Consider the following 16,817-nt stretch of genomic DNA (forward strand, 5'->3'; position numbering starts at 1 on the left):
TTCCGGCAGTGTCCACTAACGTGGACCCAACCTCCGTTGAACCTGCACAGGTTCCGTGGGCGTACCAGGACTTGAACCTGGGACCTCTTCGTTATCAGCGAAGCGCTCTAACCGCCTGAGCTATACGCCCCGATGCCTCATCGGGCCGAGATACGACTTTACAGCACATCCCGGCCCGATCTCAAATCGAGGCATTTGTTGGGAAAATCTCCCGAAAATTACGGCATTTTCAGTCGTCAGTGAGGGTAACGCCGATGCCGCCCACGAGTGTTGCGGAGATGTTGTACAGCACGGCGGACAGCATAGAGAGCGCCGTCAGCAGGACCACGTTCACTACGGCGATGATGGTGGCAAAGGAGGCAACCTGTCCCAAGGACGCGACCTTCTTCAGTTCGAATCCGCCGCCTTCGGACCCGGCAAGGGTCCCCAGGAGGCTATCCACCTGGTCGAAAATTCCAGTAAGGTCCAGGACCGTCCAGAGCACGATGGCTGCCACAACAGTGACGATTCCCAGAGCCACGGAGAGGAGGAAGGCCATCTTCAGGACAGACCAGGGATCCACCTTGCTGACGAGAAGGCGTGCGCGCCTGACCTTGGCCTTGGGTGCCGGCTTGATCAGTCCCGGGGCTGCCTGGGCAGTCCGCTGCCCGGGACCACCCGGCCGCTGGCCCTGTCCGGGCTGGCCCTGCGGCGGGCGCTGGCCCTGTACCGGGCGCTGTGCGGGAACGGCCGGCCGCTGCTGGGGACGAACGGGGGCGTTCACCCGGGGGGCAGCCGCGGGTTCACGGGTAGCGCCGGGGGCATTGCTGCCCGGCTTGGGATATGAGTCGGGATTACTCACTCGTTACCTCCGGTGTAGTCTTCATTCGGCTCAGCTTCGCCGGAGGCGTCCTCTGACTCAGCGGCCGGTGCTGTTTCTGCCATTGCCTCTGACCCTGCGGATCCCTCGGGGGATCCGGCCTCTTCAGCCAACGTTACGTCATCCTCCAGGGATTCATCGCCCTCAAGCCCGCGTTCGCTGTTCCGTGCCACCTCGATGATCCGGTCATTCTTGTCAGGCTTGGCGAAGATGACACCCATCGTGTCACGGCCCTTGGCCGGGACGCCTGCGACGGAGGAACGGACAACCTTGCCGCCCTCCATGACCACCAGGACCTCATCCTCCTCCTGGACGATGAGCGCCCCGACGAGGTCGCCGCGCTCTTCGGCCAGCTTGGCAACCTTGATTCCCAGCCCCCCACGTCCCTGCAGTCGGTACTCTTCGACAGCCGTCCGCTTGGCATAGCCGCCCTCGGTCACGATGAACACAAACGAGCCGTCGGTAATCACGTTGGCGGCCAGCAGTTCGTCGTCCTCCCGGAACTTCATGCCGGTGACGCCCGACGTGGCCCTGCCCATAGGACGCAGCGCGTCATCGGTGGCCGTGAAGCGGATGGACTGGCCCTTGCGGGACACCAGCAGGAGGTCATCCGTCTCGGAGACCAGCTGGGCGGACACCAGCTCGTCCTCGTCCCGGAGATTGATGGCAATTACGCCGGCGGAACGGTTGGTGTCGTAGTCCTCCAGGCGGGTCTTCTTGACCAGGCCCCGTTTGGTGGCGAGCACCAGGTAGGGCGAATGCTGGTAGTCCTTGAGATCCAGGACCTGGGCGATGTGTTCGTCCGGCTGGAAAGCCAGCAGGTTGGCCACGTGCTGTCCCTTGGCGTCACGTCCTGCTTCCACCAGTTCGTAGGCCTTGGCACGGTATACCCTGCCCAGGTTGGTGAAGAACAGCAGCCAGTGGTGGGTGGTGGTCACGAAGAAGTGCTCCACCACGTCATCGCCTCGCAGCTGCGCACCCTTGATGCCCTTGCCGCCGCGCTGCTGGGAACGGTAGTTATCGCTCCGCGTGCGCTTGACATAGCCGCCCCGGGTGATGGTGACGACCATTTCCTCTTCCGGGATCAGGTCCTCCATGGACATGTCGCCGTCGAATCCCATCAGGATCTTGGTGCGTCGGTCATCGCCGTGCTTGGCGACGATCTCCGCCAGTTCCGTGCTGATGATCCCGCGCTGGCGCTCCTCCGAACCAAGGATGGAGTTGTACTCGGCGATCAGGGCCTCGAGCTCGGCATGCCTGTCCTGGATCTTCTGGCGTTCCAGAGCGGCGAGGCGGCGCAGCTGCATGTCAAGGATGGCCCGGGCCTGCAGTTCGTCGATGTCCAGGAGCTGCATCAGTCCATCGCGTGCGGCCTCAGTCGTATTGGACGCGCGGATGAGCGCAATGACTTCATCCAGCATGTCCAGCGCCTTGAGGAGCGCGCGCAGGATGTGCGCTTCCTCTTCGGCCTTGCGCAGGCGGTAACGGGTCCGCCGCGCGATGACATCCATCTGGTGCGTCACCCAGTGGCGGATGAACGCGTCCAGGCTGAGAGTGCGGGGAACACCGTCAACGATGGCGAGCATGTTGGCGGAGAAGTTGGTCTGCAGCTCGGTGTGCTTGTACAGGTTGTTCAGCACTACCTTGGCTACGGCGTCGCGCTTGAGCACGATCACCAGGCGCTGGCCGGTGCGGCCCGATGTTTCATCCCGCAGGTCAGCGATGCCCTGGATCTTGCCGTCCTTGACCAGCTCGGCAATCTTGATGGCCAGGTTGTCCGGGTTTGCCTGGTAGGGCAGCTCGGTGACAACCAGGCACGTCCGGCCCTGGAGTTCCTCGACGTTGACCACTGCGCGCTGGGTAACGGAGCCACGCCCGGTCCTGTACGCATCCTCAATGCCCTTGTGCCCAAGGATTGTGGCCCCGGTGGGGAAATCGGGTCCCTTGATGCGGAGCAGCAGCTCTTCCAGGAGCTCCTCGCGGCTGGCCGTGGGGTTGGCGAGGTACCACTGGACGCCGTCAGCGACTTCGCGAAGGTTGTGCGGCGGGATGTTGGTGGCCATGCCGACGGCGATGCCCGAGGAGCCGTTGACCAGCAGGTTGGGGAACCGGGCCGGCAGGATGGTCGGTTCCTGGTTCTTACCGTCGTAGTTGTCCTGGAAGTCGACGGTCTCCTCGTCAATGTCCCGGACCATTTCCATGGCGAGCGGCGCCATCTTGGTTTCGGTGTACCGCGGGGCGGCCGCGCCGTCGTTTCCGGGCGAACCGAAGTTCCCCTGGCCAAGCGCGAGCGGGTAGCGCATAGTCCAGTCCTGGATCAGGCGGACCAGGGCGTCGTAGATCGCGGTGTCGCCATGGGGGTGGTACTGGCCCATGACTTCGCCCACCACACGGGCACACTTGTTGAACGAGCGGTCGGGGCGGTAGCCTCCGTCGAACATGGCATAGAGCACGCGGCGGTGCACGGGCTTCAGGCCGTCGCGCACATCCGGGAGGGCACGGCCGACGATAACGGCCATCGCGTAGTCAAGGTAGGAGCGCTGCATTTCAGTCTGCAGGTCCACCTGCTCCACGCGGTCGATCAGCACGTCGCCTTCAAGAACGTCCTCGGGAAGACCTGCGGATTCCGCCGGGTTCTCGGGTATTTCGTCACTCATGGTTTATATTTTCCGTTTCAGGTATATGTCGGGCATGGAATATCAGAAAGGCCTGAGTGCCTCAGATATCCAGGAACCTGACGTCCTTGGCGTTCTGCTGAATGAAGTTCCTTCGCGATTCCACGTCTTCGCCCATCAGCACGGAGAAGATCTGGTCTGCGGCCAGGGCGTCATCCATCGTGACCTGCAGGAGGGTTCGGTGGTCCGGATCCATGGTGGTGTCCCAGAGCTCGGTGTAGTCCATCTCGCCCAGGCCCTTGTAGCGCTGGATGCCGTTGTCCTTGGGAATGCGGCGGCCGGCCGCCTGGCCGGAAAGGAGCTTTGCATCGCGCTGCTTGTCGCTGAAGACGTAATCGTGTGGAGCGTTGGACCACTTGATCCGGTACAGCGGCGGCTGGGCCAGGTAGACGTACCCGTTTTCGATCAGCGGGCGCATGTAGCGGAACAGCAGCGTCATGAGCAGCGTGGTGATGTGCTGGCCGTCGACATCGGCATCAGCCATCAGCACGATCTTGTGATACCGGAGCTTGGCGAGGTCGAAGTCCTCTCCGATTCCGGTGCCGAAGGCGGTGATCATGGACTGTACCTCGGCATTGCCGAGGGCCTTGTCCAGCCGTGCCCGCTCCACATTCAGGATCTTGCCGCGCAGGGGCAGGATGGCCTGCGTTTCGGGGTTGCGGCCGCGCTTGGCCGAGCCGCCTGCGGAGTCGCCCTCCACAAGGTACACCTCGCACTTGGCGGGATCCTTTGACGAACAGTCGGACAGCTTTCCCGGCATGCCGAAAGATTCCAGGGGACTCTTGCGGCGGGCATTGTCCCTGGCCTTGCGGGCTGCCATCCGGGCCTGGGCGGCGGAAATCGCCTTACGGATGACATCGCGCGCCGGTCCGGGGTTCCGCTCCAGCCAGTCACCGAGCTGGTCGGTCACCACACGCTGGACAAAGCCCTTGACCTCGGAGTTGCCCAGTTTGGTCTTGGTCTGGCCCTCGAACTGCGGTTCGGCAAGCTTGACAGAAATGACCGCGGTCAGGCCTTCCCTGATGTCATCACCGGTGAGGTTATCGTCCTTTTCCTTGATGATGCCCTTCTCCCGCGCGTAGCGGTTGATGAGCGAGGTCATCGCGGCACGGAAACCTTCTTCGTGGGTTCCACCCTCGTGGGTATTGATGGTGTTGGCGTAGGTGTGGACGCTTTCGGAATACGCGCTGGTCCACTGCATGGCCATTTCCACCGCGATGTGGCGTTCCGTGTCCTCGGTTTCAAAGGCGATGACGTCCTCATGGACGACGTCCACCTTCTTACCGGAGTTCAGGTGCTTCACGTAGTCAAGCAGGCCGTCGTCGTATTGGTACACCACCGTGCGGTGTTCCGCGGTGACCTCGCCTTCGGTGACGACGGCGTCGAGGTCCAGGTCGTCGTCAGCGCCGGTGTTCTCCGTGGACGTTCGCTCGTCCGTCAGGGTGATGCGCAGACCCTTGTTCAGGAATGCCATCTGCTGGAAGCGCGCCCGGAGGGTCTCAAATTCGAATTCAGTTGATTCGAAAATGCCTGCGTCGGGGTAGAACGTCTGGGTGGTCCCGGTACGGTCCGTCTCTTCACCCTTGACGAGTCCGCCTTGTGGCTTGCCGCCATCGGCGAAGGACATGCGCCAGACGTGGCCTTGGCGCCGCACCTCGGTGTCGACACGGCTGGACAGGGCGTTGACTACGGAAATACCCACGCCGTGCAGGCCGCCGGAAACGGCGTAGCCGCCGCCGCCGAACTTGCCGCCGGCGTGCAGGATGGTCATGACCACTTCTACCGTGGGCTTGTGCTCGGTGGGGTGCATGTCCACGGGGATGCCGCGTCCGTCATCGACCACCTTGACGCCGCCGTCGGCCTGGAGAACCACTTCGATGTGTGTGCAGTATCCGGCTAGGGCCTCATCAACAGAGTTATCCACCACTTCATAAACCAGGTGATGGAGTCCGCGCAGGCCGGTCGAGCCAATGTACATGCCGGGGCGCTTGCGGACAGCTTCGAGGCCCTCCAGGACAGTAATGTCACTGGCACCATATTCGCGCGGTGTCACAACTTCAGCGGAGGTGTCAGGTGTAAAGGCATCCTCAACTGCGGGTTCCACTGCCTGGATATCTATCTTGTCGTTAGCCACAGGCGCTGTCGACTCCTCTGTTTCGATGATGGCCGGCCGGTCCCGTTCCCGCGTTCTTTCAGGGAAAGGCACCTGCCAACAGGCGCAAACTGATGGCGCTGGCTACTTGGTCGACATGCGGAACCGCTATCCGCTTAGCTGTTAGCGTGCGGAAAACGGACTCAGTCAACGTTTCACCGGCGCCCAGTTATCTGGTGTGATTCTATCGTGAATCGGGACTTAAACCCGCATTCCGGGACCCACGCCGGGATCCAATGTGCCTGTGTGAGGGCATTGACCCCGCCTAGGGGGTCCCAACGCGCCGGTCTTTGGGTTCCTATACGCCCCCAGGGCGTTACAGCGCTCTACACGCCGCCGGACGAATATTCAAGAGTCGACGGCGACGGCTATCCGTAGGTATCACGCGGCCCGCGGCCGTTGACGGTACGGCCGCCCTTGCGCCAACTGGGCGCCGACGGTCCGAGCACCTGGATTTTAGTGACAACACCATCGCCCAGTTCGGTCCTGAACTTCTCCAGCAGGCTGATGCTCAGGAGCCGCAACTGTGTAGCCCACGCGGTTGAATCGCACCGTACGTGAAGGGTGGTGTCCGTGAAGCTTTCGGGAGTGCAGTGAGCGGAGATTTCCGGGCCCACCAGCGCGGGCCACTCGGCCATCACCGATCCAACCGCCACAGGCGACGTCCAACCTCGTTCGGCAACCAAGCGTCCCACCACCTTGCCCAGTCCCAACGGATCACGTCCGCTCGAATGGAACTGGCTGAAGCCGCGGGTATCCTTCATTCCACGCTTGGACTTTGCGGCGCTTCCCGCCCGGGGTGCCGCACGCCGGATCTCGCCCCGAGCCGCGGCCGCCTCGCGCATTCTGTTAAGTGCCGCCTGGGGCGCATCGATGTCGTCAGGATCACGGCCGGGCTGCAGCCCGCCAGGGTCTCTGTCGTTCCTACTCATCGATTCCTCCCGGGATAACCTTCACCCGCCGGCCGGACAGCTCTTCCGGAATATCGGCGTCGACGGCGGCGGTCACCAGGACCTGTTCCGCGCCGGAGACTATTGCCGCCAGTTTACGCCGCCGCTGGACATCCAGCTCGGCAAAAACGTCGTCAAGGATAAGGATCGGGGCCGAGCCACCCGTCCGCGCGTCGTCGAGCATCACATAATAGGAGGCCAACCGCAGCGAAAGGCACATGGACCAGGTTTCACCATGTGAGGCATAGCCCTTGGCCGGGGCCTCGCCCAGAACCAGCTCCAGTTCGTCCCGGTGCGGCCCCACCAAAGAAATGCCGCGTTCCAGTTCCTTGCGGCGGGATGCCTGGAAGGCCCTGACATAGCGTTCGGTGAGCTCGTCAACGGAAAGCAGCAAAAGGTCTTCAGACCCGGCCGGCTTATCCCCGATACCGATGTCCCCAACGTCCTTTGCACCGCCGGCACCAAGTTCGGGAGCGCCGCCGTCGTCCATCAGGTTCTGGAGGGTGGACCGGTACACGGCGTCCGCTTCCTTGGATCCATCCGTGAGCTGCCCATATGCCTTCGCCAGGTGCGGGCGCAAGCGGTCGACGAGCTCCAGCCGCGCGTGGAGAAGCTCAGCACCGGCACGTGCCATGTGCTGGTCCCAAACATCCAGGGTTGCCTCATGACCAGCTGTGAATCGTCCGGCCCGGGCCGACTTAAGCAGGGCATTGCGCTGCTTAAGGACGCGGTCGTAATCACTGCGCGTTGCGGAATGATGCGGAACCAGGCTCACCAGCAGTTCATCAAGGAACCGGCGGCGGTTGGCGGGATCTCCCTTGACCAGGGCTAGGTCCTCGGGAGCGAAAAGCACCGTCTGGCAGATTCCCAGGAGGTCACGCGCCCGGACCGGATTACTGCGGTTGATGCGGCCGCGGTTTGCCCGGCTGGCGTTGATCTCCAGTTCAAGCACAACGGTCTGGCCGCCCCGGACCAGGCGGGCCCGGACCAGGGCGCGGTCCATGCCAAAACGCAGCAGAGGACCATCTGAACTGACCCGGTGCGAACTGAGCGTGGCCAGGTACCCGATGGCTTCCATCAGGTTTGTCTTGCCGATACCGTTGGATCCGACCAAGACTGTCACACCCGGTTCCAGGGCGAGCTCAACCTGGGCGTAACTGCGGAAGTCAGTCAGCGAAAGGTGTTCTAGGTACACGCTGTCTTCAGAATTCTCGGAACCGCGCGGGTCCCGGGGTGGCTATTTGGCGGGGCGGGTGGCATGCCCACCGAACTGGTGCCGCAGTGCGGAAACCATCTTCATTGCCGGAGAGTTGTCTTCCCGGGATGAAAAACGGGCAAAAAGGGCTGCGGTGATGGCGGGGGCGGGAACGGCATTGGCGATGGCCTCTTCCACGGTCCACCGTCCTTCGCCGGAATCCTCCACGTAGTCATCGATGGTCTGCAGGCCCGGGTCCTCGTCCAACGCCTTGACCATCAGATCCAGCAGCCAGGAACGGACCACCGTACCCTTCTGCCAGGCCCGGAAGGTTCCCGGCAGATCCGTCACGATGTCCTTGGCGGCGAGGAGTTCGTAGCCTTCGGCATAGGCCTGCATCAGGCCATATTCGATGCCATTGTGAACCATTTTGGCGTAGTGGCCGGCCCCTATTCCGCCCACGTGGACAAAGCTGTCCTCGCGTTCCCCGTCAGGCCGGAGGGCGTCAAAAACCGGCAGGGCCCGCTCAATGTCGGCCGCGTCGCCGCCAGCCATGAGGCCGTAGCCGTTCTGCAGTCCCCAGACGCCGCCGGATACGCCGCAGTCAGCGAACCGGATGCCCTTTTCCGCCAGCAACGCGCCGTGCTTCTGGTCTTCCGTGAAGCGTGAGTTGCCGCCGTCGATCACCAGGTCCCCGGCATCGAGTTTGTCCCCAAGTTCAGCGATGACGGCATCAGTGACGTCCCCGGACGGGACCATAACCCAGATGAGGCGCGGTGCGGGCACTGTGGCAATGAGTTCATCCACGGAGGCAACATCGGTGACGTCCGGGTTCCTGTCGAAACCGGTGACGTCGATTCCACCCTTGCGCAGGCGTTCGCGCATGTTGAAACCCATTTTTCCGAGGCCGATCAGTCCAATGTGCATTATGCGGGTTCTCTTTCTGCATTGGGTGTCGGTTGTCGTTTTGGGGCTCAGAACGACAACAACTGTCTGGGCCAACGCCGCCAGGGTTCCCTGGCCGAGCTTGCGAGGCGAGGGTGGCGGTGGGGACTAGTTGGGGAGCCGGACGGGCATCACAAGGTAGCGGTAATCGTCCTGGTCTTCACCGTCGGCATCCACCTGGGCGGTGATCATGGCCGGTTTGGGCGCCGTGGTGAACGAGAACCTCACGTACTTGGTTTCGATCACGCTGAGTCCCTCAATCAGGTAATGAGGGTTGAAGGCCACTGTGATGTCATCGCCCGAAAGCTGTGCTTCCAGCTCTTCGGAGGCCTGCGCATCCTCTCCGGTTCCAGCGTCCAGGTGCAGCTGACCCTCGGTGAAGGCCAGCCGGACAGGTGTGTTGCGCTCGGCAACAAGGGAAACACGGCGGACTGCCTCCACGAGTTCCTGCGTCTGGACGGTGGCGTGGATGGGCGTCGAATCAGGGAAAAGCGAGCGGATCTTAGGATAGTCACCGTCAACCAGCAGCGACGTCGTGGTCCGGCCACCGCTTTCGAAGCCAATGAGCCTGCTGTCGTCATCAGCCAGGGCAAGATTGATGTCTCCGCTGTTGCCGAGGGTCTTGGCAACTTCATTCAGCGTTTTCGCCTTGACCAGGGCGCTGGTGGAAATACCGGGCGTGACAGGCTTCCACGGGACTTCACGCATGGCCAGCCTGTACCGGTCGGTGGCCAGGAGCGTGATGAGGTCATCCTCGATTTCCATCCGGACACCGGTAAGGATCGGGAGCGTGTCGTCCTTGCTTGCAGCGATGATGACCTGGGAAACGGCCTGGGCGAAGGCATCACCCGGGACGGTACCGCTGATAGCGGGCAATGCAGGAAGAGGCGGGTATTCGGCCTCGGGCATGGTGGCCAAGTGAAAACTGCTGCGACGGCAGGTCAGTGTGACTTTATTGCCGTCGGTTTCCACGTCCACCGGCGCGGACGGCAGGCTGCGGCAAATGTCGGCCAGGAGGCGGCCTGAGACCAGGATTGTGCCCTCATCTGTGATGTCAGCGGCAATTTCGAGCCGGGCGGACGTCTCGTAGTCAAAGCTGGAAAGACTGACAGTGCCCGCTTCTGCTTTGAGGAGCAGGCCTGACAGTACGGGTACCGGCGGCCGCGGAGACAACGACCGGGCTGTCCAAGTGACGGCTTCTGCCAGGACGTCCCGTTCGACTCTGAACTTCACGGAAGGGTGCCGCCTTTCATTGCTGCTGCCATGTCTGATCCGGAGACTCCGCCAGGAGCCTCAAAAGTTGTTGCCCCAAACACGTGAACCTGCATGGTCCGTGCTTGCCGAACCACAGAGAAACCCAAGGATGGGAGCGCTGCTGACAGCTTAGCCGGAAGATCCGGGATTAACCCATCCCCGGCATGGATCGCCCCGTCAAGGGCATGGCGTTTGCGGCATGGGGCGGAGTGCGGATCGAGATTGTTGTTTGAGGGAAATCGATTTTTTGGGATTAGTAGTGTTAATAACTGCTGTGGAAACTGTGGATAACCCGATCTGGCAGCAGGATCCAGCGGTTAAGGCCTGTTCATGGACTGTGGGTGGTGCAGGTTTTAAACAGGGTGTGGATGGGGATAACCGTTTCGCCGTTTTCGCTGATCCACAGATGCCTTAAGGGTTTTAAGCCCATTAACGGCGGTTGTCCCCTTAAGTTTCCACAGGGTTGTCCACAGCTCCCTGTTAATAAGGTAGGAGTGTGCGGGATCAGGAGTCCCGTTGCTGCTGTTTGATCCGGTTGGTGAGCTCGGTGACCTGGTTGTAAATCACGCGGCGCTCGGCCATCAGCTCGCGGATCTTGCGGTCGGCATGGATGACAGTGGTGTGGTCGCGGCCACCGAGTTCCTGACCGATCTTCGGCAGCGACATGTCCGTCAGCTCACGGCAGAGGTACATGGCGATCTGACGGGCAGTGACCAGGGTGCGCGTCCGCGACTTGCTGCAAAGCTCCTCCATGCTGAGCTTGAAGTAGTCGGCCGTCTGCGTGAGGATCTGGCTCGAGGTGATTTCCTGGGCGCCATCGTCCGTGATGAGGTCCTTCAGGACCATCTCTGCGAGGGCGACGTCCACGGCCTCCCGGTTGAGGCTTGCAAACGCCGTTACCCGGATCAGGGCACCCTCGAGTTCGCGGATGTTGCTGGAGATCTTGGAGGCGATGTATTCAAGGGCATCGTCGGGTGCCGAAAGCCCTTCGCTGAGGGCCTTCTTCCGGAGGATGGCGATGCGGGTTTCGAGTTCGGGAGGCTGGATGTCTGTCAGGAGGCCCCACTCAAAGCGGGACTTCATCCGGTCCTCGAATCCTGCCAGCAGCTTGGGCGGCTGGTCCGAGGTGATCACCACCTGCTTGTTGTTGTTATGGAGCGAGTTGAATGTGTGGAAGAACTCCTCCAGCGTCCGGTCCTTGCCGGCAAGGAACTGGATGTCGTCAATCAGCAGCACATCCACGTTCCGGTACGTGGTCTTGAAGCTGGCACCTTCGTCGTCGCGGATGGAGTTGATGAAGTCGTTGGTGAATTCCTCAGAGTTCACGTAGCGGACCCGGATTCCGCTGTAGAGCCGGCGGGCATAGTGGCCGATGGCGTGCAGCAGGTGCGTCTTGCCCAGTCCGGAATCGCCGTAGATGAACAGCGGGTTGTAAGCCTTGGCTGGCGCTTCCGCCACAGCGACAGCTGCAGCATGGGCAAACCGGTTGGATGAACCGATAACGAACGTGTCAAACACGTACTTGGGATTCAGCCTGCCGAATTCGTGGGATGTGCTTGGCAGCATCGGCTGCGGTTTCTGTTCGATCAGCTGATCGGACGCAAAGGACGGCTCGACGACGAGTTCGGGCTCCACGTGGATAGGAACCAAATCGGTGTCCACGTCGATGGCGCAACGGATGTCTTCGGAAAAGACGTTGTGGAGGGCGTCGTCCAGAGCGTCCTTGACCTGCGTCTGCAGGACCTCACGAGTGAGTTCATTGGGGACAGCCACCAGCAGGGTTGAACCGATCAGGCCCTGGGCCTGGGCCAGGATGACAAAGCCCCGCTGCCTGGGTGTGACGCGGTCGTCCTGCTCCAGCAGGGTGACAACGCGGCGCCAGGAACTTCCGACAGTATTGGCGTGGTTGGCTTCGTCTACTGTCATCAAAAAGTTCCTCAAAACTTGCTTGCCTGCATTATCTGCAGCCCCAAGTCCGGAACCAGGATGCTGGCCCAGCTTAATCCACAGGGTTATGCACAGTCCGTGGATAATCGGCTACTGAGCCACTCTAGGGGATCAAAACGCCAGAAGATAGCTGGGAAGTAGCTTGTGGATAATTACACCGTTGTGGTTCGAAAACAGCCGTTGTGAGCCAGTTCATCCACAGGGTGTGGAGGGCGCTTAAGCACAGCTGGGGACAGGCATCCCGGCCCGTGTCGGTTTGACTCGAGGGTGCATTTTGCCCTAACGTTGTGAAGTCCTTTGTGTCCGCTTTTTGGCCCCATCTTGACGTCTCAACGCACAGCGTTCGAGCAGCCGGGGAAGCGTGCATATACAAAACTTAGCGTCGGCCAGTTCTTCCCCTTGATCGGGTGGGCGCACCTTTGATCCACTGGAGTAACTAACGTGAGCAAGCGGACTTTTCAGCCGAATAACCGCCGTCGAGCCAAGAAGCACGGCTTCCGCCTTCGTATGCGTACCCGTGCCGGCCGTGCCATCCTGGCAGCCCGTCGTGGCAAGGGCCGCACCGAACTGTCGGCCTAGAACTGACTCGTCGGTTTACATTTCTTTGCGAGTTTAAGGTGCTGGCCACCCGTAACCGTTTGAGGACTGCAACCGATTTTTCAACAACCGTACGTTCCGGTGTCCGCAATGGGCGCCGGAACGTAGTGTTATATACGGCAGCTATAGCTGCCGACGAACCCAGCCGGATCGGGTTCATCGTTTCCAAGAGTGTCGGGAACGCTGTGGTCAGGAACCTCGTTAAGAGGAGACTGAGGGAAGCCGGTGCTGCCTCGCTGCGCGAGTACGGCACGGGATTTGCCATAGTGGTCCGGGCTCTGCCCGCATCCGCTTCCGCCAGTTGGGACCAACTGCTGGCGGACTACAATGCTGCATTGGAATCGACCATGAACCGGTTGGGCAGCCGCCTTCCGCGGGCTGCTGTAAACGGTTCAACCCGTACGACACAGGAAGGGACACAGCGTGCATAACGTGACTGCCGCCGTCGTCCGTTATTTCTACCCTGTGGCCATCGCCCTGGGCAGGGCCGTCTGGAACCTGCCCCGGAACATCCTCATTCTGCTGCTGCTGGCCTATCGCAAGGTGATTTCGCCCTTGTACGGCCAGGTTTGCCGTTTCTTTCCTTCATGTTCGGCCTACGCCCTTGAAGCGATTACTGTCCATGGCGCCGTCAAGGGAAGCTGGCTTGCTGCCCGCCGCCTGGCACGCTGCCATCCATGGAACGCGGGTGGAGTGGACCATGTCCCCGCCGGTCACCAGTGCTGGCCTGAGGGCCGCACCCCCACAATTGTTGTGCTGAACAACCCGGACAAGTACCTGGCTGCTCAGACTGATGGAGAAGGCCGCCTTGCGGCCTGACGAGTAGGGATATCGTATGGACATCTTTGGAACAATCATGGCCCCGTTCAAGTGGCTGGTTTCAGTCATCATGGTCGGGTTCCATGACGGACTCAGCTTCATCGGCCTCCCGGCTGCAAACGGCTGGACGTGGACGCTGTCCATCATCGGTCTGGTGTTGGTCATCCGCGCCGCCCTGATTCCCGTGTTCGTCAAGCAGATCAAGGCCCAGCGCGGCATGCAGCTGCTGCAGCCTGACCTGAAGAAGCTCCAGGACAAGTACAAGGGCAAAACAGACCAGCTCTCCCGCCAGGCCATGGCGCAGGAGCAGATGGCCATGTACAAGAAGCACGGGACCAACCCCTTCTCGGCCTGCCTTCCGATGCTTATCCAGATGCCGTTCTTCTTTGCACTGTTCCAGGTCCTCTCGGGCATTAGCTCGGCCAAGGCAGGTGGCCAGGGCATTGGGGCCATGAGCGTCGAGCAGGTCAGGCAGTTCGACGAATCCAGCATCTTCGGCGCGCCGCTCTCCGCGACTCTCCTGCACGGCGGCGGCGGCGACTCGCAGCTGGTGGTCAATATCCTGTCCGTCGTGATGATCCTGGCCATGACCGCCTCGCAGTTCATCACCCAGAAGCAGATCATGGCCAAGAACATGTCCGAAGAGGCCATGGCCAGCCCGTTTATGCGCCAGCAGAAAATGATGCTGTACATCCTGCCGCTTGTGTTCGGTGTGGGTGGCATCAACTTCCCCATCGGTGTCCTCATCTACTGGACCACCACTAACCTCTGGACCATGGCGCAGCAGTTCTTCGTTATCCGCCGCATGCCGACGCCGGGTTCGCCCGCAGCCAAGGCCCTGGCCGAGCGGCGTGCCGCAAAGGGCCTTCCGGCACTGCCCATCCTTGGTGGCAAGAAGGTCGACCTCGAAGCTGAGGCTGCTGCCGCAGCAGCGATTGCCGAGAGCAAGGGACAGCGTATCCAGCCACAACGCAAGAACAGGAAGAAGAAGTAATGTCAGCCGAGAGCACAGATCACGCCCTTTCCGACGAGGTCCTGGACGATCAGGACGAGTCCGTAAGTGACGCCGACGTGTCCCCCAAAGGATCTGCCGCAAGCCGCCTGGAGGAAGAGGGTGACGTTGCTGCCGACTACCTGGAGGAACTCCTTGACATTGCGGACATCGATGGAGACATTGATATCGAAGTCCGGAACGGACGGACCTACATCTCCATCGTTGCGGAGGAAGGCTCCGAAGGCCTTGACAGCCTGGTGGGTGAAGACGGGGAAGTTCTCGAGGCGCTTCAAGAACTTACGAGGCTTTCTGTCCTTTCTGCTACGGAGAACCGCTCCCGCCTGGTTTTGGACATCAATGGCTACCGCCACCAGCGTGCAGGACACCTGCACAAAATTGCCGAGGATGCAGCAGCCTCGGTCAAAGCGACGGGCAAGGCTGTTGCCCTTGAGCCGATGAGCGCCTACGAGCGGAAAATTGTCCACGACGCCGTTGCGGACCTCGGCCTGGTCAGCGAGTCCGAGGGCGAAGGCGCCGGACGCCATATCGTTGTCTCCGCTGACTAGAGAATGCTGATCCGCTAATCATGGTTGATATCACGGCAGCCGAACTACTGGCCGCGGAAAAGATCTTCGGCGACCGCCTGGACCTCGCCAAACGCTATGTTGAGCACCTGGCAACGTCCGGGACGGAACGCGGACTTATCGGCCCGCGCGAAGTGCCGCGGTTGTGGAGCAGGCATGTGCTGAACTGCGCGGTTATTGAAAGTGAAATCGCGCACGGCAGTCATGTGGCAGATGTGGGCAGCGGCGCCGGCCTTCCGGGGCTGTGCCTGGCCATCGCACGTCCGGACCTGGAACTGACTCTTATCGAGCCGCTGGAGCGCCGTGTGATCTGGCTCCAGGAGGTTGTGGATGACTTGGGGCTCGGCAATGTCACCGTCATGCGTACACGCGCGGAACTTGCCGTGGGGCTCGTGGACGCCGATGTGGTGACAGCGCGTGCCGTTTCGGCCATGAGTAACCTTGCCGGCCTCACCATCCCCCTCCTCGCGGGGAAAGGCGAGGTTGTTGCCATTAAGGGCCGCAGCGCAGGAGAAGAAATTGAGAAGGCCGCCAAGGTGATACGTAAGCTCGGCGGGGTTCAGACCTCCGTCCTTTCTGTCGGTGGCGATCTTCTCGACGAACCCACCACGGTGGTGCGCATCGTTGTAAACAAGTCCCAAAAAATCGCGGGCTGAGGGCCCGGTAACGTCGGTCTGTAGGTGTAAGCAGTTAGGCTAGACAACGGCAGCAATGGCTGAACGAGAGTGAGTGTGTCCCAGTGACCAGTAGCGAAGCCTCCACACAACGGATTCCCCCGTTTGTGTCCTTGGGGTCAGCACGATCAGTAACTGGGGCGGGCCTCGTGCCAGGGCGCGGTGGTATTCACCCAAATCCGGCTTCAGATTCCACTGCTCTGGCAGCTGTTTCACGTGAAACAACCTCATCGGGTAAGACGAACGTCATCGACATGATGGATGATTCGAGCCCGATAGCCCGGGAATTAGCACATGAGACCAAGCGTCGGGAACGACTCCTCGGCCGGGAGCTTCCCAAACCGGAGAAGACCAGGATCTTCACGGTCTCCAACCAAAAAGGTGGGGTAGGCAAGACCACCACCACAGTGAACATTGCGGCGGCCCTGGCGGCTGCCGGTTTGAATGTCCTGGTCATTGATATCGACCCACAGGGCAACGCCTCCACAGCATTGGGCGTCGAGCACCACGCAGATGTGGACAGCATCTACGACGTCCTGATCAACGACTTCCCGCTCGCGGACGTGGTGGCGCCGTGCCCGGACATCAGCAACCTGATATGCGCGCCAGCTACCATCCACCTTGCCGGCGCAGAGATTGAACTCGTCTCGCTCGTGGCGCGCGAACAACGGCTCCGCAGAGCAATTGACGTGTACTCCAAGGCGCGCGAAAAAAACGGCGAGGAGCGGCTGGACTATATCTTCATCGACTGCCCGCCGAGCCTGGGCCTGCTCACGGTCAATGCGTTCTGTGCCGCCGGCGAGGTTCTTATCCCCATCCAGTGCGAGTACTACGCCCTCGAGGGACTGAGTCAACTGCTCAAGAACATCGAGATGATCCAGAAGCACCTCAATGCTGACCTGATCGTCTCCACTATCCTGCTGACCATGTACGACGGCCGCACCAACCTGGCGGCACAGGTGGCAGCAGAGGTACGGCAGCATTTCCCCGATCAGGTTCTGGGAGCCGTGGTTCCCCGCTCGGTGCGGATCTCGGAGGCACCGAGTTATCAGCAGACCGTTATGACTTACGACCCTTCCTCCAGCGGAGCCCTGTCCTATCTGGAAGCCGCAGCCGAAATCGCTGAGCGTTAGAATCTTCAAGAACTGCAACAACCGGAGTCAGGCGATGCC

General features: G+C 61.3%; 15 protein-coding genes and 1 tRNA gene. 7 read left to right on the forward strand and 9 right to left on the reverse strand.

The window, feature by feature from the left end; genetic code table 11:
• Positions 1–56: 56 nt before the first annotated feature.
• The 9 genes from QFZ40_RS19775 to dnaA form a co-directional block, all read right to left on the reverse strand.
• Positions 57–130, reverse strand: a tRNA-Ile gene (locus QFZ40_RS19775).
• 99 nt (positions 131–229) lie between these two features.
• Complete coding sequence (locus tag QFZ40_RS19780; RefSeq protein ID WP_306906498.1) at positions 230–841, reverse strand: DUF3566 domain-containing protein; 612 nt, start codon at positions 839–841, stop codon at positions 230–232.
• Entirely contained in the window at positions 838–3,516 is a 2,679-nt protein-coding gene (gyrA, locus tag QFZ40_RS19785; RefSeq protein ID WP_306906499.1) for a DNA gyrase subunit A, read from the reverse strand. The genes QFZ40_RS19780 and gyrA overlap by 4 nt, the downstream gene beginning before the upstream one ends.
• Before the next feature lie 61 nt (positions 3,517–3,577).
• Positions 3,578–5,668, reverse strand: a complete 2,091-nt coding sequence (gyrB, locus tag QFZ40_RS19790; protein WP_306906500.1) for a DNA topoisomerase (ATP-hydrolyzing) subunit B — start codon at positions 5,666–5,668, stop codon at positions 3,578–3,580.
• A 386-nt stretch (positions 5,669–6,054) separates the two neighbouring features.
• Positions 6,055–6,618, reverse strand: a complete 564-nt coding sequence (locus tag QFZ40_RS19795; protein ID WP_306906501.1) for a DUF721 domain-containing protein — start codon at positions 6,616–6,618, stop codon at positions 6,055–6,057.
• A complete protein-coding gene (gene recF, locus QFZ40_RS19800) occupies positions 6,611–7,831 on the reverse strand; it encodes a DNA replication/repair protein RecF (RefSeq protein ID WP_306906502.1) in 1,221 nt (406 codons plus the stop codon). The genes QFZ40_RS19795 and recF overlap by 8 nt, the downstream gene beginning before the upstream one ends.
• A 42-nt stretch (positions 7,832–7,873) precedes the next feature.
• Positions 7,874–8,758 (reverse strand): phosphogluconate dehydrogenase (NAD(+)-dependent, decarboxylating), encoded by an 885-nt coding sequence (gene gnd, locus QFZ40_RS19805; RefSeq protein ID WP_306906503.1) that lies wholly within the window; start codon positions 8,756–8,758, stop codon positions 7,874–7,876.
• A 126-nt stretch (positions 8,759–8,884) separates the two neighbouring features.
• A complete protein-coding gene (gene dnaN, locus QFZ40_RS19810) occupies positions 8,885–10,009 on the reverse strand; it encodes a DNA polymerase III subunit beta (protein WP_306906504.1) in 1,125 nt (374 codons plus the stop codon).
• A 525-nt stretch (positions 10,010–10,534) separates the two neighbouring features.
• A complete protein-coding gene (gene dnaA / locus QFZ40_RS19815) occupies positions 10,535–11,956 on the reverse strand; it encodes a chromosomal replication initiator protein DnaA (protein WP_306906505.1) in 1,422 nt (473 codons plus the stop codon).
• Positions 11,957–12,418: 462 nt separating this feature from the next.
• Between dnaA and rpmH the strand changes: the two genes are divergently transcribed.
• The 7 genes from rpmH (at position 12,419) to QFZ40_RS19850 (ending at position 16,778) form a co-directional block, all read left to right on the forward strand.
• Positions 12,419–12,556, forward strand: coding sequence for a 50S ribosomal protein L34 (gene rpmH, locus QFZ40_RS19820; RefSeq protein WP_003800212.1), 138 nt, complete (start codon positions 12,419–12,421; stop codon positions 12,554–12,556).
• A 38-nt stretch (positions 12,557–12,594) separates the two neighbouring features.
• The gene (gene rnpA, locus QFZ40_RS19825; protein WP_306906506.1) at positions 12,595–13,005 is read left to right on the forward strand and encodes a ribonuclease P protein component; all 411 of its coding nucleotides are present in this window, start codon (positions 12,595–12,597) and stop codon (positions 13,003–13,005) included.
• Entirely contained in the window at positions 12,998–13,393 is a 396-nt protein-coding gene (gene yidD, locus QFZ40_RS19830) for a membrane protein insertion efficiency factor YidD (protein ID WP_306906507.1), read from the forward strand. The genes rnpA and yidD overlap by 8 nt, the downstream gene beginning before the upstream one ends.
• A 16-nt stretch (positions 13,394–13,409) precedes the next feature.
• Positions 13,410–14,387, forward strand: coding sequence for a membrane protein insertase YidC (yidC, locus tag QFZ40_RS19835; RefSeq protein WP_306906508.1), 978 nt, complete (start codon positions 13,410–13,412; stop codon positions 14,385–14,387).
• Entirely contained in the window at positions 14,387–14,953 is a 567-nt protein-coding gene (locus QFZ40_RS19840; protein ID WP_306906509.1) for a Jag family protein, read from the forward strand. The genes yidC and QFZ40_RS19840 overlap by 1 nt, the downstream gene beginning before the upstream one ends.
• A gap of 20 nt (positions 14,954–14,973) precedes the next feature.
• Entirely contained in the window at positions 14,974–15,627 is a 654-nt protein-coding gene (gene rsmG / locus QFZ40_RS19845; RefSeq protein ID WP_306906510.1) for a 16S rRNA (guanine(527)-N(7))-methyltransferase RsmG, read from the forward strand.
• An 83-nt stretch (positions 15,628–15,710) separates the two neighbouring features.
• Entirely contained in the window at positions 15,711–16,778 is a 1,068-nt protein-coding gene (locus tag QFZ40_RS19850) for a ParA family protein (RefSeq protein ID WP_306906511.1), read from the forward strand.
• The last annotated feature ends 39 nt before the right edge of the window (positions 16,779–16,817 follow it).

This window comes from Arthrobacter pascens, assembly GCF_030816475.1.
Lineage (GTDB): Bacteria > Actinomycetota > Actinomycetes > Actinomycetales > Micrococcaceae > Arthrobacter > Arthrobacter pascens_B.